This is a genomic window from Mucilaginibacter sp. P19 (genome assembly GCF_050632265.1).
In the GTDB taxonomy this organism is placed as follows: Bacteria; Bacteroidota; Bacteroidia; order Sphingobacteriales; family Sphingobacteriaceae; genus Mucilaginibacter; species Mucilaginibacter gossypii.
Map to the genome: position 1 here is coordinate 3,157,246 of NZ_CP192586.1, position 25,226 is coordinate 3,182,471.

28 protein-coding genes, 1 other RNA gene and 2 pseudogenes are annotated in these 25,226 nt (G+C 42.1%); 20 read left to right on the forward strand and 11 right to left on the reverse strand.

The features are described 5' to 3' along the window. The 5 genes from ACQ86K_RS15385 to ACQ86K_RS15405 all read left to right on the forward strand — a co-directional run bounded on the left by ACQ86K_RS15385 (position 1) and on the right by ACQ86K_RS15405 (position 2,608). A complete protein-coding gene (locus ACQ86K_RS15385; RefSeq protein ID WP_091163981.1) occupies positions 1-318 on the forward strand; it encodes a hypothetical protein in 318 nt (105 codons plus the stop codon). Between the two features lie 65 nt (positions 319-383). Then, positions 384-773 carry a hypothetical protein gene (locus tag ACQ86K_RS15390; protein ID WP_091163979.1) on the forward strand — a complete coding sequence of 130 codons (390 nt, stop codon included), beginning with the start codon at positions 384-386 and terminating at the stop codon, positions 771-773. Between the two features lie 16 nt (positions 774-789). Beyond that, positions 790-1,149: a DUF1569 domain-containing protein gene (locus ACQ86K_RS15395; protein ID WP_091163976.1), complete on the forward strand. Its 360-nt coding sequence runs from the start codon at positions 790-792 to the stop codon at positions 1,147-1,149. Positions 1,150-1,169: 20 nt separating this feature from the next. Beyond that, on the forward strand, positions 1,170-2,060 hold the full coding sequence (locus ACQ86K_RS15400) for a helix-turn-helix domain-containing protein (protein WP_091163972.1): 891 nt from the start codon (positions 1,170-1,172) through the stop codon (positions 2,058-2,060). A gap of 425 nt (positions 2,061-2,485) precedes the next feature. Beyond that, complete coding sequence (locus ACQ86K_RS15405; RefSeq protein WP_431200682.1) at positions 2,486-2,608, forward strand: hypothetical protein; 123 nt, start codon at positions 2,486-2,488, stop codon at positions 2,606-2,608. 42 nt (positions 2,609-2,650) lie between these two features. Here ACQ86K_RS15405 and ACQ86K_RS15410 read toward each other — a convergent pair whose 3' ends face one another. Genes ACQ86K_RS15410 through ACQ86K_RS15420 form a run of 3 tightly spaced genes read right to left on the reverse strand, consistent with a single transcriptional unit; the run spans position 2,651 to position 3,928 of the window. Further along, complete coding sequence (locus tag ACQ86K_RS15410; protein WP_176844394.1) at positions 2,651-2,818, reverse strand: hypothetical protein; 168 nt, start codon at positions 2,816-2,818, stop codon at positions 2,651-2,653. Positions 2,819-2,849: 31 nt separating this feature from the next. Continuing rightward, positions 2,850-3,257: a hypothetical protein gene (locus ACQ86K_RS15415; RefSeq protein WP_091163970.1), complete on the reverse strand. Its 408-nt coding sequence runs from the start codon at positions 3,255-3,257 to the stop codon at positions 2,850-2,852. Between the two features lie 26 nt (positions 3,258-3,283). Continuing rightward, on the reverse strand, positions 3,284-3,928 hold the full coding sequence (locus ACQ86K_RS15420; RefSeq protein WP_431200683.1) for a hypothetical protein: 645 nt from the start codon (positions 3,926-3,928) through the stop codon (positions 3,284-3,286). 338 nt (positions 3,929-4,266) lie between these two features. On the opposite strand from ACQ86K_RS15420, the gene ACQ86K_RS15425 reads away from it, so the two are divergent. Continuing rightward, positions 4,267-4,560 (forward strand): hypothetical protein, encoded by a 294-nt coding sequence (locus ACQ86K_RS15425; protein ID WP_431200684.1) that lies wholly within the window; start codon positions 4,267-4,269, stop codon positions 4,558-4,560. A gap of 345 nt (positions 4,561-4,905) precedes the next feature. Here the strand turns inward: ACQ86K_RS15425 and ACQ86K_RS15430 are convergent, their stop codons facing one another. Together ACQ86K_RS15430 and ACQ86K_RS15435 are read right to left on the reverse strand one after the other, a co-directional pair. Next, positions 4,906-5,913 carry an HlyD family secretion protein gene (locus ACQ86K_RS15430; RefSeq protein WP_431200865.1) on the reverse strand — a complete coding sequence of 336 codons (1,008 nt, stop codon included), beginning with the start codon at positions 5,911-5,913 and terminating at the stop codon, positions 4,906-4,908. A gap of 15 nt (positions 5,914-5,928) precedes the next feature. Then, entirely contained in the window at positions 5,929-7,248 is a 1,320-nt protein-coding gene (locus ACQ86K_RS15435; protein ID WP_091163964.1) for a TolC family protein, read from the reverse strand. Between the two features lie 108 nt (positions 7,249-7,356). Here ACQ86K_RS15435 and ACQ86K_RS15440 point away from each other — a divergent pair, with 108 nt between their 5' ends. Next, on the forward strand, positions 7,357-8,151 hold the full coding sequence (locus ACQ86K_RS15440) for an AraC family transcriptional regulator (protein ID WP_208057843.1): 795 nt from the start codon (positions 7,357-7,359) through the stop codon (positions 8,149-8,151). A 468-nt stretch (positions 8,152-8,619) separates the two neighbouring features. On the opposite strand, the gene ACQ86K_RS15445 is transcribed toward ACQ86K_RS15440, so the two are convergent. The 3 genes from ACQ86K_RS15445 to ACQ86K_RS15455 form a co-directional block, all read right to left on the reverse strand. Continuing rightward, the gene (locus ACQ86K_RS15445; protein ID WP_091163962.1) at positions 8,620-9,537 is read right to left on the reverse strand and encodes a helix-turn-helix domain-containing protein; all 918 of its coding nucleotides are present in this window, start codon (positions 9,535-9,537) and stop codon (positions 8,620-8,622) included. Positions 9,538-9,615: 78 nt separating this feature from the next. Beyond that, positions 9,616-10,377: an SDR family NAD(P)-dependent oxidoreductase gene (locus tag ACQ86K_RS15450; protein ID WP_091163960.1), complete on the reverse strand. Its 762-nt coding sequence runs from the start codon at positions 10,375-10,377 to the stop codon at positions 9,616-9,618. A 313-nt stretch (positions 10,378-10,690) separates the two neighbouring features. Next, positions 10,691-11,131 (reverse strand): Hsp20/alpha crystallin family protein, encoded by a 441-nt coding sequence (locus tag ACQ86K_RS15455; protein WP_090525968.1) that lies wholly within the window; start codon positions 11,129-11,131, stop codon positions 10,691-10,693. A 136-nt stretch (positions 11,132-11,267) separates the two neighbouring features. On the opposite strand from ACQ86K_RS15455, the gene ACQ86K_RS15460 reads away from it, so the two are divergent. Continuing rightward, on the forward strand, positions 11,268-11,723 hold the full coding sequence (locus ACQ86K_RS15460; protein WP_431200685.1) for an acyl-CoA thioesterase: 456 nt from the start codon (positions 11,268-11,270) through the stop codon (positions 11,721-11,723). 138 nt (positions 11,724-11,861) lie between these two features. Here the strand turns inward: ACQ86K_RS15460 and ACQ86K_RS15465 are convergent, their stop codons facing one another. Next, complete coding sequence (locus ACQ86K_RS15465; protein ID WP_091163958.1) at positions 11,862-13,259, reverse strand: FAD-binding oxidoreductase; 1,398 nt, start codon at positions 13,257-13,259, stop codon at positions 11,862-11,864. Between the two features lie 2 nt (positions 13,260-13,261). Further along, positions 13,262-13,621, reverse strand: a complete 360-nt coding sequence (gene folB, locus ACQ86K_RS15470) for a dihydroneopterin aldolase (RefSeq protein ID WP_090526249.1) — start codon at positions 13,619-13,621, stop codon at positions 13,262-13,264. A gap of 237 nt (positions 13,622-13,858) precedes the next feature. Here folB and ACQ86K_RS15475 point away from each other — a divergent pair. The 5 genes and pseudogenes from ACQ86K_RS15475 (at position 13,859) to ACQ86K_RS15495 (ending at position 19,463) form a co-directional block, all read left to right on the forward strand. Beyond that, positions 13,859-15,039 (forward strand): annotated as a pseudogene (locus ACQ86K_RS15475) (acyl-CoA dehydrogenase family protein). Positions 15,040-15,143: 104 nt separating this feature from the next. Continuing rightward, entirely contained in the window at positions 15,144-16,031 is an 888-nt protein-coding gene (locus ACQ86K_RS15480; RefSeq protein WP_431200686.1) for a tetratricopeptide repeat protein, read from the forward strand. A 205-nt stretch (positions 16,032-16,236) separates the two neighbouring features. Further along, a complete protein-coding gene (locus ACQ86K_RS15485) occupies positions 16,237-17,238 on the forward strand; it encodes a sensor histidine kinase (RefSeq protein ID WP_431200687.1) in 1,002 nt (333 codons plus the stop codon). Positions 17,239-17,544: 306 nt separating this feature from the next. Then, a complete protein-coding gene (locus ACQ86K_RS15490; RefSeq protein ID WP_431200688.1) occupies positions 17,545-18,030 on the forward strand; it encodes a tetratricopeptide repeat protein in 486 nt (161 codons plus the stop codon). After that, entirely contained in the window at positions 18,027-19,463 is a 1,437-nt protein-coding gene (locus ACQ86K_RS15495) for a sensor histidine kinase (protein WP_431200689.1), read from the forward strand. Before ACQ86K_RS15490 ends, ACQ86K_RS15495 begins: the two co-directional genes overlap by 4 nt. Positions 19,464-19,467: 4 nt before the next feature. Here ACQ86K_RS15495 and ACQ86K_RS15500 read toward each other — a convergent pair whose 3' ends face one another. Further along, positions 19,468-20,826, reverse strand: coding sequence for a GH1 family beta-glucosidase (locus ACQ86K_RS15500; RefSeq protein WP_091163951.1), 1,359 nt, complete (start codon positions 20,824-20,826; stop codon positions 19,468-19,470). 294 nt (positions 20,827-21,120) lie between these two features. On the opposite strand from ACQ86K_RS15500, the gene ACQ86K_RS15505 reads away from it, so the two are divergent. From ACQ86K_RS15505 to ACQ86K_RS15535, 7 genes and pseudogenes are all read left to right on the forward strand, one after another. Then, complete coding sequence (locus tag ACQ86K_RS15505; RefSeq protein WP_091163949.1) at positions 21,121-21,588, forward strand: DinB family protein; 468 nt, start codon at positions 21,121-21,123, stop codon at positions 21,586-21,588. Positions 21,589-21,630: 42 nt separating this feature from the next. Then, complete coding sequence (locus tag ACQ86K_RS15510) at positions 21,631-22,044, forward strand: hypothetical protein (protein WP_091163947.1); 414 nt, start codon at positions 21,631-21,633, stop codon at positions 22,042-22,044. Next, positions 22,041-22,325 carry a hypothetical protein gene (locus ACQ86K_RS15515; protein WP_431200690.1) on the forward strand — a complete coding sequence of 95 codons (285 nt, stop codon included), beginning with the start codon at positions 22,041-22,043 and terminating at the stop codon, positions 22,323-22,325. The genes ACQ86K_RS15510 and ACQ86K_RS15515 overlap by 4 nt, the downstream gene beginning before the upstream one ends. After that, positions 22,318-22,686: an SCO family protein gene (locus ACQ86K_RS15520; protein WP_431200691.1), complete on the forward strand. Its 369-nt coding sequence runs from the start codon at positions 22,318-22,320 to the stop codon at positions 22,684-22,686. Before ACQ86K_RS15515 ends, ACQ86K_RS15520 begins: the two co-directional genes overlap by 8 nt. Next, entirely contained in the window at positions 22,683-23,099 is a 417-nt protein-coding gene (locus tag ACQ86K_RS15525) for a c-type cytochrome (protein ID WP_091163943.1), read from the forward strand. Before ACQ86K_RS15520 ends, ACQ86K_RS15525 begins: the two co-directional genes overlap by 4 nt. Before the next feature lie 101 nt (positions 23,100-23,200). Continuing rightward, an RNA gene (rnpB, locus tag ACQ86K_RS15530) (RNase P RNA component class A) lies at positions 23,201-23,589 on the forward strand. Positions 23,590-23,768: 179 nt separating this feature from the next. Next, positions 23,769-25,152, forward strand: a pseudogene (locus tag ACQ86K_RS15535) (sigma-54-dependent transcriptional regulator). The last annotated feature ends 74 nt before the right edge of the window (positions 25,153-25,226 follow it).

Genomic DNA, 25,226 nt, shown 5'->3' on the forward strand with positions numbered 1-25,226 from the left:
ATGGAACAATTGACATTATTTGCCGAAACCGGGCAAAGTAAAGGATTGCCTAAGGATTTGCTGGAATACCAGCCCGGTTTAATTGATCCGACAACGGGTGACTGGCTGTTAGAAAAACTGATCAGGGAAACACCCTGGAAACAAACAACACAAAAACTTTGGGATAAGGAATACCTGACACCAAGGCTCACCTGCTGGTATGGAGACAAACCAAATACGCTGTTGAAGGCTTATCCGAAGGCCTGGCGCTGGAACTCGCTCCCTTTAACATCAAGGTTACCGCCCGGGCACCCGGCCTGTTCCGCACACAGTTCCTGAATGCCCAGAGTTATTCTCTGACCAAAGAGTCGATCTCCGACTACCAGACTACCACGGCAGGCCAGATGAAGGCTGTACCGGAAGCACTGCACTGCACCAACCCGGCGACCCCGCCAAACTGGCGCAGGTGGTACTGGAACTGGCGAACACTGAAAATCCGCCGCTTCATTTACCGGTCGGAAAGGACTCCCTGCAAACTTACCGCAGCAACCGTGATAAAGTTAGCCAGGAAATCGAAGCCTGGGCCGGTAAATGCACACCTACTGAACTCACCGCCTGAATTGCCTGCCATAAAACGTAACCTCATCAACAAGGAACTATGGCTTTACGTTATCGCCACCCTTCGTTATCTGCCCAAAACTATTATTACGCTACAGGTAGACGGGCTATTGTTTTACAGCCCGCAAAAGCAGACGGAGATCCGGCGGCGGGTGCAAGGCCTGAGCCCGATCTGAACGGGTGTGGGGGACGATGGCTGCAACGCAGATGTTGCACCACCTCAACCTTTCGCTGGGCGGGGCATTGGGTTATTTCAGCCTTTGGGATGAGAGTTACGGGCTCAGTCGTACGATATTCAAATGGTTACTGGTGGACTTCTTTCCTGAGCAGTCGCGGGGACTGCGTATGCCCCTGAATTTTGTGATACCCCATTACGAGCAATTTTATTTTGAGCAGGAGCAAAAGCTGTTGTTGGATATCCTGGACAAAGCCTGGATCACGCCAACCGAAGCCTGGGGGCCGCATCCCCTGTTCGGCAGGCTGACTCGCAGACAATGGGGTAAATTGGTGCTGATCCATATTGATTATCATTTAACACAATATAGTGCCTGATCTTTTTTAAATTAGTCTTCATGAAACACTTCCGCTCACTAAGCGAGATGCACAGCGAGAATGGCCTGCCAGAACCGGAGCACCCCATGCTTAGCCTGCTGGAGATTACGCCCGGCCTGGTCCTGAACTTCCGGGAATTCACCTGTGATTTTTACATGATCGGCCTGAAAAATATCAAAGCCGGGCACTGGCTTTACGGGCGCACACGCTTCGATCACGAAAAAGGCTCGATGGTGTTCTGGAAACCCCGCCAGGTTATCGAAATAAATAACCTGGAGCTGGAAGAAGGCGGCTATATCCTGTTGTTCCATGAAGACTTTTTATTGGGCAGCGCCCTGCAGCGCGAGATCGGTCGGTATGCCTTTTTTGACTATGAAGCGGATGAAGCCTTACACCTGGCGCCCAAAGAAGAAAAAATCATCATGCGTCTCTTCGAATCGATCGATACAGAATACGATAATAACCAGGACGAGTTTAGCCGGAACATTATACTGGTCAATATCGATTCCTTATTGAAGTACGCTGAGCGTTTTTATAAACGGCAGTTTATCAACCGCCGGGAATTAAGCGGCAAAACGGTTTCGGCTTTCCAAAGGCTGCTGGACGATTTCATCCGCCAGGACAAATTGATGAAAGAGGGGCTGCCCTCAGTATCCGCACTCGCCGCCGAGCTGAACATGTCGCCACGTTACCTCAGTAATGCGCTGAAGTTGGAGACCGGGAAAACCGCGCAGGAACTGATCCATATTGCGCTCATCTCGGTCGCTAAAAACCGGTTGCGGGAATCTGACGACCATGTTTCAGAAATTGCCTATTCTCTCGGGTTTGAGAACATGTCTTACTTTTCCCGGCTGTTCAGGAAAGAGGTGGGCCAAACTCCGAAAGATTTTAAAAAGACGCTGTTGAATTAAAGCCAATTGCCTGAACTGCTTCAAGGCACTTTTTTAAACAGGATCTACAAGTTGGACGGCCGATTCGCCTCCGTATCAAACCTTATTCATCTACACGGCGCGCGCGCCAGAACATCAGGTCGCCCAGAACATAGATCATTTTTAAACCGAATATCACTACGCCGTATGCGATGGAAATATGGGCATGGTTGTAATTACGCACGAACTGTAGCAACTATTGTTATGGCCGACTACATCACCGACTTAGTTAGATATCTCTACACCTGCTATGATTGCGGGCACCAAAAAATCAATTTTAAAAGAATTTAGACCAGATGAATCTGGATATATCGCAGGCGGTACCTATAGGCCTGATATTAAACGAAGCTATCACCAATAGTATCAGATATACATTTAATAAAACCGGATGAGAAATACTTGTTAATGTGAAGCTGTCGGCACCAGAAACCATCGCCTTACTTATTAGTGATAACGGCAACGGACTGCCTCCTGATTTTAATTTAACCGAGACCTCATCATTAGGGATGGAGATGATGAAGGGCGCTTAGTAAGCAATTGGGAGGTAGTTTTTAAATAACAAGCAACCATGGCTATATGTTCTTGTTGCGTTTTTCTTTTAACTCATTGACCAATCCTTCTGTAAGCGATTTGCTGAACGTGTCGTACCCGTTAATCAGAGTGGCTTTAACACCATGATTGGTTGAAAATATAAAATATACGATCGCTTCATCAGATGGATCAGACATCATGGTATTCATTGTTTTTTATAAATATAGGTATTGTTAATGCTTAGTCCCAGTTGCCTGATAACGTAACATCCATGTCTTTATTTTTGACATCCATCTCTAACGGAAAGATGATTTTATAACTATCCATATTCATTTTTTGCGAACTAATCAAACCTGTAGAGTCGGCCCACAACTGCACTATACATGTTTGTTTATATAGCGCTTGTTTGAGGCTCGAAGTTATACCCAGCGTAACAGGCAATGGCAGGTTTGACGGATATGAAGCAGATTTACCGATAACTCGCTGCTGATCTGCGGCGTCAACAATCCTGACGTAAACATGCTGCAAGCCGGAGTTTTTGTTTGTGTAGGCGTTTATGGTAACCGTTTTTAATTTAAAGTTTTGGTTATCTTTTTGGCATGCAGTTATACTGACGATGATAATAGCCAACAGGGTTATATATTTCATTTGTTGTTTAATATTAAATAATTAGATTATGCAGGTACAAGCCGGCGCGAACGCAGGTAAACTGCTGTACGATTTAGATAAGGGAATAAAGCAATAAGCAGCAAGGTTGCGACCAACATCATTGACATCATCTCGTAATAATCCATAGCGAACCTGATTTGGATTTGCTGATTAACGGCGCCTACCAATTGCTTGTTTGCGCCTTTACTGGCTTGCTTTAACGAGAGACCCTTTGACAACAGTTCGGTCCCACGCGTGGCCAGCGCGTGCAATGCAAACCGGTCAACTTTTGTTAGATGGTCCTGAAATGCATTGTAATGCCGGCTTTTTTCGTAGAGCTCGCAAAAATTGATGATCGCAGCACTAACACAGAAGCCAACATACCCCATAGTTGAACATATCGAAGTTGCTGACGGGCCAATTGCAACAGGCACTGCAGAGATGGCATACACAATAGTGGGTACCATGATCATCCCCACGCCTATCCCCTGCATAAAAAGCGGAGCGTAAAAGTTCTTTTCATTTGCCTCTGTAGCAAACAAAAAGAACATAATGACGTGAAAAGCCAGCAATAATATAAAGCCCGGAAACCAGATAAACCTGATATTTTTTTCTGCAGGATCATAGCACCGGAAATTATAATACCAATTATGAGGCCGCCCAGGTTGCAACTGTTTATATAGCTTACGTGAATAGGATCAAGCTTAAGCACACCTGTAAAAAATGAATTGGTGATATTAACCGCAAACCGACATATATAAAGTATTAAGATGAGAAAGGCCGCGAACTTAAAATTGCGAAAGCGAAATATACCCAGATGCAGATATGGTCTTTTTAAACCTCTTTGGCGTACAATGTAAATCAGCGTGCTAACTATCATAGCGGCAACGCTATAGTAAATGCGGGCATCATCCAACCAATAATATTCCTGCCCATAAATACTAATATACCCCAGCAAAGTGAGCATGATGCTCCAAAACACAAAACTCTGCCAGTCGAGTTTGTATAAGTGAAAGCGGGCGTTCAACCTTACGTTATTCATACACAGCATGATAAGGCACAAGCATGGCAGGTAAGAGAACAATGCGCCCTTGTAAACCAGGTTAAAATTATAAGAGTCTATCAAATCGGCGGTAACCAAATTGGTAAAGGGCAGAATACATATCAGCATTCCGAAAAAACCGAGAAGCTTATTTCGCGGGCCCTTTCGCTGTGCAGGCGGGTAAACATGAGGGATAAAGACAGATTTACTGTACTGGAGAACAACATCCCCTGGAAAAAACGGATCGGGAATAATATATAAAGATCATTGGTTAAATAACATACCAGTGTTGTCAGCAACTCCAACATGGTAAAAATGATAAAATATTCTTTTGCTGCCAGGAAGTTAAAGAATCGCCGTTCAAGGCTGTAAAAGGCTATATACCCGGCATAAAACAAAGCTACCGCAAATTGTATATCTGCCGGTTCGCTGCCATAATAGCCTGCTGCCGCATTGATGTTTCCAAATGGCAGAAAAAAGCACCAGCGTGGGCAGGATAAGTGAAAACAGTATGATCTTAATAGCCCAGCCCGGAACCCAGCGTCTAAAAATTGGAATCCCCCTATCCATGGCGCTGCTGTTTTTTTGGAACGTAAACATTAACATTCATACCCACTCTAAGCATGGCCAGCTGCTTTTTTCAGCATCGACCCTGATACGTACCGGCACACGCTGAACAATTTTCACATAGTTACCGGTAGAGTTATCCGGAGGCAGCAACGAGAAGCTGGAACCGGTCGCGGGCGACAATGAAATGATAGTGCCCTTAAACTCCTGGTCCGGAAATGCGTCGGCAACAAATTTTACGGTATCACCTATATGCATGCCGGCAATCTGGGTTTCTTTGTAATTGGCTATCACCCATTTGTCAGTTTCGTTATCAACTATATAGGCCAGCACTTCGCCAGCATTAATCATTTGACCAACCTCTACCGTACGACGTCCCATTCTTCCATCATATGAAGCCCTGATAACGGTATATTCAACATCAAGCATGTTGCGGTCAAGCAAAGCTTTTAAACGTGCAATTTCTGCCCTTAATACCGTCTTTTCTGCTATAATATCGTCTATTTTTGATTCTGCGGCTCCGTAGTTTTCCTCTGCCGACTGGAAATCGCTATTGTTTACATCCAGGGTAGCCTGAACATTTTCAAGCTGTTGTTTAGTAGCTGACTCCTCTTTATAAAGGCGCAAATAACGTTCAAAGTCAAGCCGCTGTTTCCAAACTTTTGCAGCGCTTGCTTTAATTTGAGCTTTAGCAGAACCGGCAGTTTTTTGCGTGGTGTGTATGTTACTTTTTAATACCTCTAACTGTGCCTCGGCTTTTTGTATAGCTGCCCGGGTCTGCGCAACTTGTAAAGTGTACTCCCGGTTATCTATAATTAATAAGGTATCTCCCTTTTTTACCGGCTGGTTCTCTTCAAACTTTACGGCCACTATAAAACCTCCCGCACGCGATATAACAGGGTTTACGTACTCCTGTACCTGTGCGTCATTAGTTTGCTCATACTCACGATACTCCCAAAGAGTAAATACGGCCCAAATTGCCAGGGCTATAATGGTAAGGCCGGCTATCCAACCGGTTATCTTGGTAATAATTCGATCTGTTACTATATGCTTTTTTTCATATTAAAGTACGCCGGTGATGTTTTGAAGTAGATAATATTTGTTTTGAGCCACAATACGTGCGGTTGCCAGCTCAAAGCGCGTTTGCAGCACCTGCACATCGGCATCAAGCAAGTCTGTAATTAATGAAGTTTGATTGAAATATGTATTTTTAATAATGCGGGCATTTTCCTGTGCATGGGCCACATCAACCTCGGCCACACCAATTTGCACCAGCGATTCCTTATATCGTAAGTAAGCCTCTTTAACCTGTTGCCGTACTTTGTCCTCAATGTCTTTATGAGTGGTTTCTTCTTTATCAAGCTCCAGTTTAGCCGAGTTCACTTTATGCCTGTTTTGATAAAGTTGCGATAGCGGCATAGTAGCCCTGATACCGGCAACACCAAGCGAGTACCAGGCAGGATTGTAAGGAAATAGGAATATTTGCGGGTTAGCGTATGAAAAATCGCTGTAAAGCCCAACCTTTGGCTGGTAGTTGGCTTTTACCTGGCTAAGATGCAGTTTACTAACCTGCGTTTGCTTTTCAGAAATATGGTACGCAAAGGAATGTTCCATTGCGTCGACGAGGTATTTTTCATAAGGCAATTCTTGCACGTCAACTGAATCGAACTCTGTGGGGATGATCACACTTTCATCCGGTTCGCCCATAATGATGTTTAGTTTCTGTGTAGCGATAAGAATATCATTCTCTATGGTTACCAAAGCCATCTTACGCCTGGAAAGATCCAGTTCAACACGCAGCACATCGCTTTTTAAGACCACCCCATTTTTTTGAAGGGCTTTTATCTCCAACAATTGCTTTTCCTGATCGGCAATATCCTTAATGATCAGTTTCCTGAAGACCAAGGCCTTTTGAAGATCAAGATACAGCGCGGCCGTTTTATACCTGATGACAGAGATCGCTTCGTTATTATGGATAACCGCAATCTGGTACAATAGCTTATTCTCTTCAATTTTAAGGTTAAGCTTATTGCCATTATAAAGGTTCAGATAAAAATCGGCCCCCGCTTTGTATAAAGTGTGTATAATTTCGTGTTCCTGCGTGTGCGAAGAAAAAAGGCCATTTTCATAAATGGGCATATTGGTTGCCTTTTCAATGCTGCCAAGCAAACTTACTTCGGGCAACCGTTCCATTATTGCGTCTTTAATCTCCTCGTCAGCAATCAAATTGGCTTTTCTGGTAATCTCAATCTGCCTGCTGTTTTGTTCGGCTTTGCGCCAGGCCTCCGGCAATGTAAGGAAGGCAGTGTTTTTAGACTGGCTATATGCGCTATTGGCGGTTAACAAACCAGCAAATGCGATCAATATTTTACTGTAGTACATATTTGTTGCAAAAATATGCCTCTCACAACTGTTCGCTTTCGCCTAAGTTGCCAATATTTTCATCATTCCGGCCAATTTTTATTAACTTTGAATTGCGATGATATTCTAATGACGAAGATTGGATTAATAGCTTCCCTCCCCGAAATTGATAATAAGCCGGATTCGGTTTTTGTGATGCATGAAAGATCAGAGAAGTTAATCCCTTTTCATACCCATACCAAGGGCCAGTTAAGCTACGTTGAGGGCGGTCTGGCTTACATCACTACACAAAACAAAACCTATGTAGTGCCTGCAAGGCACTACTTCTGGATTCCGCAGGGCCTGATACATGAACTTCGGGTGGGTGTTTTCGCAACAGCTTTAAGGTCACTTTATTTTTATTCCACCAACGACGACGCGAACGAATTTTATGGCAAACTGGGTATTTATCCGGCTAGCGAGTTGCTGATCCAAATGATCAATTATACCGAGCGTTGGGACGAACTCCATATAGGCATTGGCGATCGTAATTTCGATTTCCTGGTAGCGCTGAAGAATATGCTGCCCGACTTAAACAAAAGGTCGTTGCCTATTATGTTGCCCAAAACTGAACATGAGCTAATGCAAAAGATCATGAATTATTTAGAAAGCCATATAAGCGAAAAATTAGTTATAGCTGATGTAAGCGGACATTTTGCCATGAGCGAGCGGTCGTTATCGCGCCTGTTTCAGTCGCAATTACGTATTTCTTTTTTACAATATGTTAAGAGCCTGCGTATGATAACGGCGATAGAGATGATTGTTAAAACACAAAAACCTATCGCTGATATTGCTTTTGAAGTGGGGTATGCCAGTGTTGCATCATTTAGCGATACATTTTATGCTTTCACCTCATCACGTCCGTCTGACTTGCGGAGGCGTTGATCTGAAAAGTCAGCGGAACGGTCAAGCTTTCCCGCTACCGCTTACCTATACACCCGTACGCTTTGCACCTCCATGGTAGAATATCCAATCTCTACCTGGCTGTCTTAAATCCACCTGTCATAAAATAGATATCATTAAACCCTTGTCTTCATTTAACCCCATACAAAGGTCTGGGGCGCTAGCCCCATCCGACGAAACCATTAAAACAATTAAGTTCTGGTGCAATTTGGTCAACCTTTTGAGCAACTCTTATTCTGAAATACTGTCGGACTTGCTTAGCATCCACGGCGAAAAAACCCAAGGCCAGCTCTGATCAGCCAGTATTTCGCTTACGCAAAAACCGTTCATGTAATTTTCCTTAACCCGGATACACCGTGACCGTTCAAATTTGCACAGGCAAAAGTAAATTCCTGCCCGCGCTTATGTATGGAAATTTTCGGTGATTTAGCTAATAGATAGTAAGTTTAATCAATTCAATGAAGATTTGAATTGAGCAGGCGACAGCTGCGTTTTGGTCTTAAAAAGGCGGCTAAACGATTGCGGATGCCCGAATCCCAATCGATAGGCGACCTGGCTAATGCTCAATGTAGATGTTGCAAGTAATTCTTTAGATCTCTCGATCAGTTGCTCCTGGATGTGCTGTTGTGCGCTAAGCCCGGTAAGCGAGCGCAACATATCACTCAGGTAATTTGGTGTGTAGTTTAATCGATCCGCCATGTGCTGAACGGTAGGCAACCCTCTTTTTGTTGGCATTTCTTTTTGGAAATAACTGTTGAGTGCCGCTTCGAACCGCTGAAGCAGGTCGCTGGTGGCGGCCTGTCTCGTCAGGAACTGACGTTTGTAAAAGCGTTTGGCGTACGTCAAAAGCAATTCGATCTGCGCAATCACCACCTCCTGGCTGAAATCGTCGATGCGGCTGTTCAACTCTTCTTCAATGATCTTAAAAATGGATGAAACGGTCTTTCTTTCCTGTTCAGAAAGGTGAAGCGCTTCGTTTGATGAATATGAGAAAAAACCATACTGCCTGATCTTGGCAGCTAAGGGAAAACCTTGCAAAAAATCCTGATGAAAGATCAACGAATAACCTTCATTTCCTTTATATACGGCTGTGCTGCCAACCACCTGGTTAGGTGCGGTGAATACCATACTGCCTTCGTCAAAATCATAATAGCCCTGCCCGTATCTAAACTTGCCGCCCAGCTTTTCAATAAAGGATATCTTGTACAGAGAGGTCACGTAACTGACCGGTAAGCAGCTTAAATTGATCCGTTCGTCGCGTGTATCAAACAAGGTGATCAACGGATGCTTAGGCCCTGGGAGATTCAGCATACGGTGAACCTCTTTAATCGATTCTACTTTAGCGATTTTAGGCTTTTCTATTTTCATAGCTAAAATTACTTAATATGACCGGCAACAGCCTCAGCCGCCGGTCATTTAAGCGTCAGGTAATAGCGATTAATCGAATTACCAGGGCAGTTTTCCTTCCGGGCCGGTAAATCCGCCTGTCGGGCCATCTGTTTCTAGTGCGACGCGTACTGGCTCACGCGAACCTACTTCCAGGCTATCTGTTCCCTGGAAATTATTGAGCGCAGTAGCTGTATAACCTGGGCTGGTCGCGTTTACCTTGATCCCCTCTTTCTCCAACTCTAAGGCAAAAGCCAGGGTTACCGCATTTAAAGCAGTCTTAGATGCAGCGTAGACGATGCCGAAATGTTCACGTGCCCAGCATTCCGGATCGGAGATCCAGGTAAGGGAGCCAAGGCCGCTGGATACGTTAACGATGCGTGCTGCTGCCGATTTTCGCAGTAAGGGCAACGCCTTCTGGGTTACAGCGATCACACCGAAAACGTTGGTTTCCCAAACAGCGCGTACCTCATCCAGCGATACGTTAACGGCACGGCCGGTGGCCATTAACTCTTCCGGGTTTTTGGGAGATGTTCCTGCGTGAGAGATACCTGCGTTATTCACCAGCAGGTCCAGGCGTCCATATTCACTGGTTATTTTAGCTACCGCCGCATTGATACTTTCCTGCTGTGTGACATCCAGTTGAACCGCTTTTGCATTATCGCCAATCTCGGCGGCTGCCTTTTCGCCGTTCTCCAGGCTACGGGAACCCAAATAAACAATATAGCCGTTAGCGGCAAGTGCTTTAGCAATTTCATTCCCTACACCCTGATTAGCGCCCGTTATCAGCGCGATCAGTTGATTATGATCTTGACTTTCCATTTGCTTAATTATATTAATAGAACAAAGGTCTGTATTACGATCTGCACCGTTTAAACCAAATCAAGGATATTCCTAACCAAATTATTCTTTTATTAAAAGGGCTACTTATCCTAAGACATTGCCCTGACGCCATTCCGATCAAACGGGAGATACAATCTACGGTCATCTCTTTGGATGGTCTTTATTTAATTTAACTACTAAGTCATTAGTTAAAATATCTTACAACTACAACTCGGTTATTTTGCAAAAAAAACCGCCCCATAACAGGGCGGCCTTCAAACCAAACTAACTACTTTATGAAAACAGTCTTTAATTATTTAACAGCTATTTCTCTTGTTTGAAATTTAGCTTCTTCTCTTTTTGCTACAGTAAGCTTCAGGATACCATCGGTATAATCGGCTTCAATTTTTGATTGATCGGCACTTTCAGGCAATGTGAATGACCTTACAAATGAATTGTAGCTATATTCACGTTTGCTGAATTTTTTACCTTCTTCAACATTTTCGGCTTTCTTTTCTGCAGCTACGCTTAATACATTTTTGTCAAGATTGATTTTAAAATCCTCTTTCTTTAAGCCAGGTACAGCCAGTTCAACATGAAACTCATTTTCGGTTTCTGCGATGTTAACTGCAGGCACACGGGCAATCAGTTTATCACTTAAAAATGAATCATTGATCAGTGAATCAAATACATCGCTAAAAAATGGGTTAGCTGAAGTGTTTTTAAGGCCGTTGTTAAATTTTACTAATGTCATTTTTATATCCTCCTAAAGTTTTGTTTTTTGTTAACTTCGTAACCTATTGATCAACTGCTGTACCAACAGCAAAACCGCCTATATCAAACGACAAAAAGTCACTATTAAATATTTTAGGCAGACAAAATGACCGAAAATGGCTGAAAAACTTACAGATTATAAATATAAAACCCTTATCCCTATCCGCTTTTCGGATATCGATTCATTTGGACATGTAAACAACGCCGTTTATCTTACCTATTTTGAAATAGCCCGGATTGGTTATTGGAAGGAAATTATCAACTGGGACTGGAGCAATACCGGCATTATTCTGGGCCGGTCGGAAATCAACTACCTTAAGCCTATTACTGTTCAGGATAATATTGCCTGCTATGTACGTACCATTCGTATAGGCAACAGCAGTTTTGATATGATGCATGTATTGGTAAAAATAACCCCCAATGGCGAAGAAATTGTAACAACCGGCAAAACGGTTTGTATCAGCTACGATTACTCGGCCAATAAATCTGTTTCTATCCCATCTCCCGAAAGGCACAGGATGATCAATTATGACGAGACCGAGGTTAATTCTGAATACGAATTAATGTATTGATGTGCAAATTTCAAATGTGCTGGTAAAGCTTGTATTGCGCAGATTTCAAATATGCAAATGGAGCTTACATATCTAATTCAAACATTTACGCACCTGAAATCTGCACATTTGCACATCCATAATCCGCACATTTGAAATCTAAAATATCTTCCCGGGGTTCAAAATTCCTTTAGGATCAAACACGTGCTTTATCCCTTTCCACAACGCAAAATGCATTTCCGAATATTTTATCGGCATAAACTCTTTTTGTACCAGGCCAATGCCGTGCTCACCAGACAAGGTGCCGCCAAGTGATACAGTTAATTCAAATATCTCCTGGATGCCGGATTTGAGCTTGTTATTCCAGTCGTCATCGCTCATGTTGGCTTTAATGATATTTACATGCAGGTTCCCATCGCCGGCATGGCCATAACAAACTGATTCGAAGCCATATTTAGCTCCGGTTTCTTTTATTCCCTTAATCAGCGGTGGCAGTGCGGCGCGGGGTACAACAGTATCTTCCTCTTTATAAACCGAGTTTGACTTTACCGATACCGCCATGGTACGCCTTAAACGCCAAAGCTCTTCCTTTTGAGCAGTCGAATCGGCAAACAACACATCGCGGCAGTCAAACTCTTCAAGCACTGCATTTATTTTTTCGCAATCGGTAAAAATCACGTCCTGGTTGGTACCATCTACTTCAATCAATAAGAACGCTTCAATACCATCCTGCAAATCAAAAGCAATATCATCATGCTCCTTAACCCACTCCACTCCTCTTCGCTCCATAAATTCCAGCGCCGACGGAATAATACCAGCTCTGAATATTGCTGAAACCGCCGCACAGGCAGCTTCATTGGTTGGGAATGAGGCCAGCATCAAAGCATCTAAAGTTGGAGCAGGAATAAGCTTCACCACAATTTTAGTGACAATGCCAAGAGTGCCCTCCGAACCAATCATCAATTGGGTTAAATTATAACCGGATGCATATTTAAGGGTATTTGCACCCGTCCATATGATCTCGCCCGATGTTAAAACCACCTGTAAGTTCAGCACATACTCCCTGATGGTTCCATATTTAACAACCCGTGGCCCGCCTGAACCATGCGATACGTTGCCTCCAATAAAGCAACTACCTTTACTGGCCGGATCAACGGGGTACAACAAGCCTCTTGCAGCCACCGCGTTCATGAACTCTTCAGTTATAACGCCGGGTTCAACGGTAGCTTGCAGGTTTTGTTCATCAATTTCAAGGATTTTATTAAAACGCTCCATGGCTATCAGCAAACCGCCATTAACCGGAAGGGCGCCACCGCTTAAGCCAGTACCCGCTCCGCGCGGCGTTACGGGGATCAGGTTTTCGTTACAGATTTTCAACAATGCAGCAACCTCTTCGGGTGTTTGCGGGCGCGCTACAACTTCCGGATAATAAACAAGATCTTCGGTTTCGTCATGGCTGTACTTTTCGAGGCTTTCTTGGCCGGTTAAAACATTACCGGTGCCAACAATTGCGGTTATGGCCTCTAATATTTGAGCCGATATTTTATTGAATTCCATGATCAGGATTTCTTGTAATTTATAATAACAGCCGAATGCGCTACCTTACCGCTTAAGGGCGGAGTAAGTTTTTTAATGGTAACCTCAATACTTTCAACAAACGGGTATTTCTTTTTTATACGATCAATAATTGCCTGACCAACGGTTTCAATCAATTTACGTGGTTGTTTCATCTCTTCGCATGTTATAATATACACACGTTCATAATCAACAGTTTTACTTAGATTATCTTCCAGCAAATCGCCGGGAGGCACAAAACCAACATTCACATCAACTAAAAAACGGCAACCTATTTTTTGTTCTTCGGGATAAAATCCGTGGTACGCGAAAAACTCCGCGCCCTGTAAGGCTATATTGATCATGGCCAAAAATAAAAAAAAGCCCTCTCTAAATCTCACTCTCTATAGAAAGACTTTTAAAAATATTTTTATTTCGGCTGATTTCCAGCAGCTCAAAAAATATTTTACAATCAAAAACATGTTTTAAACCGTTTAAACCTGCTTTTTATCATAAAGTGGCTTCGCATATCAAAAAACAGCGTTTTTGGCTTGCTTTTACCGGCGATAAATGCTTTATATTTGCCCACCAACTATAATTTTATGGCCAAAACAGATCTGTACGAAGCCCCCGATTACTATTTATTAGATGAGTTACTAACCGATGAGCATAAGTTGATCCGCTCATCAGTTCGTGATTGGGTGAAGAAGGAATTGAGCCCCATTATTGAAGAGTACGCTCAAAAAGCTGAGTTCCCTTCGCAACTGTTAAAAGGCCTTGCCGAAATAGGTGCTTTTGGGCCTACCATACCAGTAGAATATGGCGGAGCGGGCTTAGATTATACTGCTTACGGCATCATCATGCAGGAATTAGAGCGCGGCGATTCTGGCATCCGTTCAACAGCATCTGTTCAGGGTTCGCTGGTGATGTATCCCATTTATGCCTACGGCAGTGAAGAACAGCGTAAAAAATATCTTCCTAAGCTGGCGAGTGGTGAATTAATGGGATGCTTTGGCCTTACCGAGCCCGATCATGGCTCAAACCCTGGTGGCATGACGACCAACATTAAAGATGCCGGCGATCATTATATACTTAATGGCGCTAAAATGTGGATCTCCAATTCGCCTTTTGCTGATATTGCCGTTGTTTGGGCTAAGGATGAAGCTGGTAAAATTCGCGGGCTGATAGTTGAGCGCGGCATGGAAGGTTTCACCACACCTACAACCCATAATAAATGGTCGTTAAGGGCATCGGCAACCGGTGAGCTTGTTTTTGATCATGTTAAAGTCCCAAAAGAGAATCTGCTGCCCAACGTAGCGGGTATAAAAGGCCCGCTGGGTTGTTTAAACCAGGCCCGTTACGGTATTGCCTGGGGTGCATTAGGTGCTGCGATGGATTGTTACGACACAGCCCTCCGTTACACCAAAGAACGCGAGCAGTTTGGCCGGCCGATAGCTGGATTTCAGCTTCAGCAAAAAAACTGGCCGAAATGATTACTGAAATCACCAAAGGGCAGCTGTTAGTTTGGCGTCTTGGAGTACTTAAAAATGAGAACAGAGCTACGCCTGCCCAAATATCAATGGCTAAGCGAAACAGCGTTGAAACGGCCATTACTATAGCCCGTGAAGCCCGGCAAATGCTCGGCGGTATGGGTATTACCGGCGAGTACCCTATTATGCGCCACATGATGAACCTTGAATCGGTAATAACTTATGAAGGGACACATGACATTCACCTGCTTATTACCGGGATGGATGTTACCGGGCTCGACGCTTTTAAGTAATAGATAATCGATATACTTTAACTTTCAGCAGCGCCGGTGTTATTCATGCGCATAAATATTGTTCATTATAATTATGAGCGTTATATTTGTGGTGTAACCACTTAATGTTGTCAACCCCTGATAGCCCAGTTAGTTTAAACAAACTGCTGGTCAACCATTTAATTTGGCTGGCCCTGGCTTTTTTATTGATATTTAATTCCTGCGCAAACAGCGTTAATGATACAGGCGATTACTCCAGGCACTTTAAAACACTATTTGATACGGTAAACCTGTATAATGGGGAAAGATCCCAACCACAGAAGGGCATTCAATACCTTGACTCAGCCTACCGCACTATAAAACACCCGTTTGTAAGCGACAGGTTCCGTTTTTATGCCTTCCATTTTCTTTACAATTTAAAAGGGCTGCATGACCCTAAAAAAGCCATGCTTTATGCTGATACTATGCGAGCTGTGGCTACCGAAAGTGTTACCCCGGATCAGCATATTAAATTAGCTGCCGAAGCTGATTTCGCAACCGGGGATACCTATTCGGCCCTGGTAAGATACGATGAGGCTTACAGGTATTTTTACAAGGGCTACTCTATCGGCAAAAACGCCATTGACGATGCCATCCTGGCCGAATACACTTACCGAATGGGTATGATTATGTTTAAGCAGGGGCATTTTAGGGAAGCGGCCAATTATTTCAAGATCAGTCATAGGCAAAGCTATGCCTATGCTGATGATTTTCGTGCCTTTTATCAGCGGCAGGAGCTTTTGGATAATATTGGCGAGAGCTATAAAAACAGTGACGATATTGACAGCTCAAGCCTTTATTTAAATAAGGCGCTTGTTTATATCAATGAAAATAGTTCAAGGTTTGCCGAAAGGGCAAACCTGCTTGAAGTTGCAAGAGGCGTAGTATATGGCAACCAGGGAGATCTGGCCTTATTAACCCATAATTATAACCAGGCACACGAATTACTGAAAAAAGTATCGCCATTAATTTAAAACAAGGTTATGATAACCGCGATGCCGAACTAACCGAAATAAAACTTGCCCGACTATATTTAATAACCAATAAACCAAACGACCTTTTTGAACTACTGAAAAGACTCCGCGCCCAGCTCGATACTATCAAAAATGATGACGCTGAAACCAACTGGAATGGTTTGATGAGTAATTATTATCTGCAAAAAAAGATTACCAGAATAGCTTGTTGTATTTAAAAAACTATTCATCGTTAAAAGATTCGGCAACAAAAAGAACTTCATCATTAAAACGGACAGATATTAATCAGCAACAAGCCAATTTTGATAAAGAAAATCAGATAGAAGATCTTAAAAGTCATAATAAACTGCAGTTGATATACATCTATCTTGCTGTGCTTTTTTCAGTGATGGCAGTGATTATTATCTTCCTTGTTTTTCGTAACCTTAAAAGGTCAAAACGAGATATGGTAGCTATAAAAATGCTAAACGACCAAATTAAGTTGCAAAAAACCGAATTAGAAAACACACTTGAAGAAGTAAACCGGGGAAGCAGGGAAAAAGACCGAATTCTACGGGCTGTAGCACATGACCTCCGCAATCCGCTTGGAGGAATAGCATCGTTATCGGCCTCAATGGTTGATGATGCAACTGATGAAGAACAAACAGAGCTGATCAACCTCATAAAAGAAACTTCCTATAATTCCCTCGAACTCATCAATGAAATTTTAGAGGCGGCAAATACAGCCAACATGACTTTTAATAAAGAATGGGTTGAAATTAACAGCCTCATTAATAAAAGTGTTGATTTGTTGCGGTTTAAAGCAGCTGAAAAAGACCAGGATATCATGCTGAGCTTATTGGATGCTCCCACTGAAATACTAATAAACAGGGAAAAAATATGGCGGGTTATCAGCAACCTGGTTAGTAACGCCATAAAGTTTAGTCCCAAAGGTGCCGTTATTTATGTAATTGTAAACCAAAAACATCAAGGTGTTGAAATATGTGTTAAAGATTACGGTATAGGCATTCCTGATAAATTACAGCAACAAGTGTTTAATATGTTCACCGAAGCTAAACGGCCCGGTACCGACGGCGAAAAATCATTTGGCCTCGGGCTTTCCATCTGCCGTCAAATAGTTGAAAAACATAGCGGCAGGATTTGGCTAAAAAGCGAATCAAATAATGGTTCAAGTTTTTACGTCTATCTTCCGGCCCAGGCATCTTAACATATCGGTTATTCCAAACCAATTTATTTTGGACAGGTGATAGATAAATAAAAAAATATTGGTAAAACAACCCGGTCATTTTTATTTTTTTATAGATTACCTTTGTTTTACAATCAACTCTAAACCTCGCATAATTTAATATTGATGTTTATATACAAAAGCTTCAGGCAAATATGGCTATCCGGTAATATACAGGGTTGTTTGCTTTTTGTTTACTTTTTGTTGATAACCACTTCATGCGGGCAACAGTCAAAGGGCTTTCTTTCGTCTTCAGCATATAATAAGGCTGTTGACACTGCAACGATAATGTATGATAATGGGCATCACAAAGCAGCAGTAAATTATCTTGATTCGGCCTTCCGTCATTCAAGCAACCTTAGCTTCAAACAGGTTTATAACTACTATTATTTTATCTATAATTATGCTTCGCATATAAAGGCCGATCGAAAAATGGCTTTGCTTTACGCCGACAGTATGCTTAATATTTTCGATACGCCGGAGAAGAAACTAAAATTTACCAGTGAATATGGCCAGGCTCATCTTGCCAAGGGAGATGTGTTATTTGACGAGCATCGTTACAACGAAGCTTACAGTTATTTTTACGAAGGAAAAGTAATTGCCAATAATAACCTTGACGATTGTACCATGGGAGATTACAGCTACCGGATGGGCATGATCTTGTATAAGCAGGAACATTACAGCCGGGCTGCCGTATATTTTAAAAAAGCTTTGATGAAACCAGGTCATGCGAAGGAAACTTCAATTATTTTTATCGCAGGCAGGAACTATTGAATAATATAGGTTTAAGCTACAGTAAAATGTTGATGAATGATAGTGCCATGCATTTTTACAACAAAGCCCTCGATTACATTAATGATAACATTGCAAGGTTTAAAGACAGGCCCCAAATGGGGGAAGTATCCAAAGGGGTTGTATATGGCAATATGGCTGATATAAGTATCAGGGAAAAAGATTATAACAAGGCTAAAAGTCTTCTCAGAAAAAGTATAGCTATCAATCTGCGCAAAGGAAACGATAATAATGACGCTCAACACTCCGAATTAAAGCTTGCATCTATATATGATCAGCAAAACTTAAATGACTCTTTATTAAACCTCCTCAATATTATTAGCCTCCAGTTTGATAGTGTCCAAAGTAGGGAAACAAAACAAAAATGGCACTTATTGATGTCAAATTATTTCGAGAAGCAGAATGATCATCAGCAGGCTATGACGCACTATAAGCAATATGATGAACTTAAGGACATCATAGCAAATGAAAACAAAAAACTAAAAGAAGCCGACGTTGCAGAACAGGTTAAAAGCCTTGAAAAAGATAACGAGTTTAATAACCTTAAAAAAAACAATGAATTGCAGCATATTTATCTGAGGGTAACTGTTGTTTTTGCCCTGATGCTCATTATTATCATTTCCCTGGTATTTTTAAACTGGCAAAAATCAAAAAAGAACATTAAAACACTTGGAAGCCTTAACAGCCAGATAAACCATCAAAACCACCATCTTGAAAACGCCCTCCGTGATTTAAAACTCAATAACCAGGAAAAGGACCGGATTTTACGTACTGTTGCACATGATCTGCGCAACCCTATAGGCGGAATAGCTTCGCTTACCAGTGTAATGACAGAGGAAAATTATAGCGACGAACAAAAAGAGCTGTTAAATATTATCCGGGAGACTTCATTTAACTCCATTGAACTAATCAATGAAATTCTGGAAGCCACTGAATCCGCTTCGGCTATATTACATAAAGAAGCGGTTGAAGTTAATTCCTTATTGAGCAATAGTGTTGAGTTGATGCGTTTTAAGGCCGCTGAAAAGCAGCAGATTATCAATACTTTCCTGTTAAATTCACCACTCGAAATTTACATTAGTCGTGAAAAAATATGGCGGGTGATTAGCAATCTGATCAGTAATGCCATTAAATTCAGTCCGGAAGGATCTGCTATTTTAGTTATGGCTATTGATTTGGAAAACGAAATCCAGTTTTCTGTAAAAGATCGCGGTATAGGGATTCCCGAAAAGCTCAAAAACCAGGTATTTAACATGTTTACAGATGCTAAACGCCCCGGAACCGCTGGTGAAAAATCATTTGGCCTTGGTCTTTCCATCTGTAAGCAAATTATTGAAGATCATAACGGCCGGATCTGGTTTGAAAGTGATACCGAAAATGGCACGTCATTTAATTTCACGCTGCCAAAAAACTAACAGCTTATTTCAGAAATTCAGCGTACCATCTGCCAGATGTTTTAACCGTGCGCTGCTGGGTTGCATGATCAACATGAATCAGCCCAAAACGCGGATGATAACCTTCGGCCCATTCAAAATTGTCGGTGAGGGTCCACACAAAATAGCCATTAACTTTACAGCCTTCGTTTTTTGCCTTTAACACCTGTGCTATGTAATCCTTTAAGTATTTTAATCTTTTGGGGTCATTTACTTCACCATCAGTAACCTCATCGGGAAAAGCTGATCCGTTTTCCGTAACGATAATCTTTTTAACATTAGGATATGCATCATATTTTTTGATCATATGGTAAATAGAAGGCGGGTAAACCTCCCAGCGCATAGCTGTAAGGTCAACACCCCTCTTTTCGGCTTTGACCATACTTGCGTTGATATACGGCGTAAAAAACGAATATTTTACAATTTCGCGGGTGTAATTCTGTATGCCGATAAAATCAAAATCAAATCTCAGCTTATCCTCGTCACCGGAATAAAAATACTTTTTCAGATCTTTAAGTGCAGGCAGGTCTTTTATTGGGTAACCCATGCCCAACAAAGGTTCAATATATAGACGATTGATCAGCGCGTCGGCACGGACTGCGGCAGCTATATCCCTTGGCTTATCTGTGTAAGGCTCTATTTGCGAACACGAAAATGTGGTACCTATTTGCGCCGTTGAAGGCAGCAATTTTCGCAGGATCCTGCCACCTTCAGCAATACTCATGGTAACGTGATGTATGGCGGGCACAAAGTTTTTCATACCACTGCGTCCCGGCGCATGGATGCCGAAAAAATAGCCGGCTCCCGTAAAAACTACAGGCTCGTTCATTACCATCCAATGTTTTACCCTATCGCCAAAGTTTTGAGCACAAATAGTGATAAACTCACTAAACCAGTTTATTGCTTCACGATTTGTCCAGCCGCCTTTAACTTCAAGCACATGCGGAAGGTCCCAGTGATAAACAGTTAACCAGGGTTCAACGCCTTGCTTAATACAGTAGTTGATTACCCGGTTATAATAATCAATGCCGGCCTGGTTAATTTTCCCGGTGCCTTCGGGCAAAATACGGGTCCAGGATATAGAAAAACGAAAATTGGGGATATTAAGTTCTTTTATGAGGTCGATATCACGCTCATACAAATTGTAAAAATCGCAAGCGGTTTGTGCATGGTCGCCATTCAGGATCTTTCCTTTTTTTGTGGTAAAAACATCCCACACAGATAGTCCTTTTCCATCGGCATCATGAGATCCTTCTACCTGAAAAGCAGCAGTTGAAACGCCCCATTCAAAGTCGGCACCAAAAAGATCTTTGCTTAAATGTATTTCCCGGTCAGTAAGTTCCATTAATTTGAGCTACAAGCCCAAAAGTGCAATTATATTTATAAATGAAGAATTATAAGTGATAACTTAATGTATGAACGACGAACGCATACTTTTAAGCATCATCCACTGACGGAAATTAATCAGCAGTTTAGAGATATTGATAATGAATTTCATAACCTTTGTGTTTTAGCTATAAAATAAAGGTAACAAGCAGATGTTTGCTGAATGTGACAACTATGTTATTTAATTGTTAACCAGCATTTTCATAAATATACAAAATTGCTTTAATACTTTAGCCATTAATTTACAAACGCTATGAAAACACACTTTATAAAAATGTTTGGTTATAACCTGTTTGCCAATCAGCAGTTGATACAGACAATGGAAGCAAACGGTTCGCCGGAGGTAACGCTTAAACTGATGGGCCATCTGCTGGCCGCCGAACAGGTATGGCTCGAAAGATGCAAACTTATCCCTTCTTCTCTGCCTAACACATGGCCCGAAAATGTTACAATTGAGCAATGCAAAAAACAGGTACCGGAGCGTTATGAAGCATGGGTCACATTTTTAAACGAAATCGATGAGGAAGATCTGAATAGCATAATTCCGTATCATAGCTTTACCGGCGACTATTTTGAAAACCAACTTGGCGATATTATTACGCAGGTTCTTAACCATGGTACACATACCAGGGCCCAAATTGGGCAACAGCTAAAGTTTGCGGGTACAAAAACTTTACCTGTTACAGACTATAGTTATTATTTAAGGGTGTTAAACAGCTAAACATTTAGCATATTTGCCAAGTTTTATCACGCATCAAAAACCATGAAAAAACATCTATTCGCAGCTGCAGGCATTGCCTTGTTATTAGGTTGCACCGACACTAAAAAACAGGAAAAAGATCTTTTAAAACAGGTAATTGCCGTACATGATAAAGTAATGGCCAATGACGAGCAATTGATGAAAAATAAGATACTGCTGGATAGCCTGATAAAAAAGAACGCTCCCAATATCAATAAAGACAGCGCGCAGGTTTATTTAAAACTGGTTGATGATGCTGATAATGCGATGAGCGACTGGATGCATAAATTTGATGCGGAAAACAAAGGCAAATCCCATCAGGAAATTATGGACTATCTTGAAGCTCAAAAGAAGCTCATCAGCAAAATAGATACCCAAATAAATGTAGCTGTTACCGGCTCAACTAAATATATAACCCAAATACCGGCAAAAAAATGAGGAAATTGTGGATAGGCATTGTTATATTAATGCTTTTCAATGCCTGCAAATCAAATACTAAAACCGCCCTTCCAATATTGGGTTATAAAACTCCGGTAACTAAAACGGTTAATGGCAAAACAGTAACAGATACTGAGTACGCCACTATCCCACCCTTCAAGTTTGTAAACCAGTATGCTGATACTATAACTCAGAAAAACCTGGATGGAAAAATATATGTAGCCGACTTTTTTCACCACCTGCCCTTCTATTTGCCCGGTGATGCACCGAAATATGCTTAATGTATACAAGGAGTTTAAGGATGATGATAACTTCAGGATCATTTCGCATACCATCGATCCCAAATATGATACCGTGCCCGTATTAAAACGCTATGCGGATAAATTAGGGATTGCGGGCAATACCTGGTGGTTGTTGCATGGTGAAAAAGGCGATACTTATAAAATTGCCAAAAGCTACCTGCAAAGTGTATCCGAAAAAAATCCCAAAGGCGAATATATCCATGACGGCTTTTTTATTTTGATAGATAAACAAAAACGTATTCGCGGTACCTACGAAGGAACAGATCCGGCAGAAGTAACCAAGCTGATTGCCGATATCAAAACCCTGAAAGCCGACCCCGACCAAATTACTGCCAAATGAAGATAAAGGCAATAGGCGCTATAGCTATTTTGCTGATCATAATTGGTGCATCATGCCAAAGCGATGATCAAATTGAGTTTAAACGCTATTACTCTGGCGGAAGCCTTGTTTACCAGCAGCATTGTCAAAATTGCCATGGCGATAAAGGACAAGGCCTGTCATCGCTTATCCCGCCATTAACAGATTCAACGTATCTAAAACAGAACAAAGCTGTACTTGCCTGTTTTATCAAAAACGGCCTTAAAAGAAAAATAACTGTAGCCGGCAGAACATTTGACGATGACATGCAGGCGGATGATATTGCGCCCTTAGAAATTGCTAAAGTGCTTACTTATGTCTCCAATTCCTTTGGTAATAAGATGGGGACAGTTACTTTGCAGCAGGTTCAGGATGATCTTAGAAACTGCAAATAGTTTTTAGTTCATGGTTCATAGCAAAGACTTATTGGTCGGCTCCATTTTACCATGATCCATGAACTATCAGCCATGAACCACAAAATTTCCCTATCTTTATCCCCGCAAAACGTTCTATCGCTGCCAGCTTGTTTGGCGGAGGAAAGTCCGGGCAACACAGAGCATCCTGCTTCCTAACGGGAAGGCGCCGGCAGCCGGCGACAGCAAAGTGCCACAGAGAAAATACCGCCCGCTTAGGTGGGTAAGGGGTGAAAACGTGAGGTAAGAGCTCACGGCATAACCGGGCGACCGGCTATGACGGTAAACCTCAGGAGTTGAAAAACCAAATAGGTCCTGAAAGCGGAGTTGCTCGCTCCCGTATCTGCCGCAAGGTAGGTCGTTAGGATGGGTAGGTTGTTTAAACCTGTTAGTGATAACAGGGCCAGATAAATGATAGAAGTTGCCCTTTAAAAAGGCAAAACAGAACCCGGCTTATAGGTTTGCTGCTGTATAAACCCCTTGCTGTAAAGCGAGGGGTTTTTTTATTTGTATCTATTTATTTTTAATAAATTTTATAACCCTGCAAACATTTATCCGCCTTAAACCTTTATAGCACATTAAAAGTGTTTGTTTTTCTATACAAACCCATATATTAGCAAACAATTACATATCGGTACATAATTACAAAACATGGCTAAAATTTTAATAATTGATGATGAACGGTCTATTCGTAATACGCTTCGCGAGATTTTAGAGTATGAAGATTACGAGGTTGAAGATGTAGATAACGGGGTTGACGGCCTTCAGTTAATTGAAAAAAAGACTATGACCTGGTACTGTGCGACATTAAAATGAACCGCATGGATGGCATGGAAGTACTTACAGAAGGCCTTGCCATTAAACCCGATCTTCCTTTCATCATGATATCAGGCCACGGCACGGTTGAAACCGCTGTGGAAGCCAGCAAAAAAGGCGCATTTGACTTTATTTCGAAACCACCTGATCTGAATCGCCTGCTCATTACCGTTCGTAACGCGCTTGACAGGGGAAGTCTTGTTGTTGAGGCTAAGGTCCTTAAACGTAAAGTATCAAAGGTGCGCTCGATTTTAGGCGAATCGCAGGCTATCCTTAAAATAAAAGAAACTATTGACCGGGTGGCCCCCACCGATGCCCGCGTATTGGTTACGGGTGCCAATGGCAGTGGTAAAGAGCTGGTTGCGCGTTGGTTGCACGAAAAATCAAACCGCTCAAGTGCACCTATTATTGAGGTAAACTGTGCTGCCATTCCATCAGAGTTAATTGAAAGTGAACTATTCGGTCATGAAAAAGGTTCGTTTACATCAGCCATTAAACAACGCATCGGTAAATTTGAATCGGCAAATGGCGGCACTTTGTTTTTGGATGAGATAGGTGACATGAGCCAGTCGGCCCAGGCTAAGGTATTGCGTGCATTACAGGAAAATAAGATTACACGCGTAGGCGGCGAAAAGGAAATTGACGTTGATGTACGTGTAGTAGCGGCAACCAACAAGGACCTGCTGAAAGAAATTGAAGCCGGTAATTTCCGTATGGACTTGTACCACCGCCTAAGTGTAATATTGATCCACGTACCACCGCTTATTGAACGCAAAGACGATATCCCGTTGTTAACTCAAAGCTTTTTGGATGAGATCTGCAATGAATATGGCATGCCCGTTAAAAAAATCTCTGATGCTGCACTTGAGGCCCTTAAAGCCCTGCCATGGACCGGTAATATTCGTGAACTCCGCAACATGGTTGAGCGTTTGATCATCCTGAGTGATAAAGTTATTACAGATAACGATGTTAGAGCGTTTGCCAACCCATCTGCACCAACAGCAGTTGGCACTGGCAGCGCCGCCGCTCCTGCACCGCAAACGGATTTTGATCAATTCAATAACTTTCAGGAATATAAAGACTTTGCGGAGCGTGAATACATCAAATTCAAGCTGGAAAAAATAATTGGAACGTTTCAAAAACTGCTGATGATATCGATATTCAACGCAGTCATCTTTACAGTAAAATTGAAAAATTTGGCCTTAAACGCGGCGAATAACATAAACTTTTGAAATTATTTTAAAAAGCATCGGCAAATATGATAGCCGATGCTTTTTTTATGTTATTATTGTA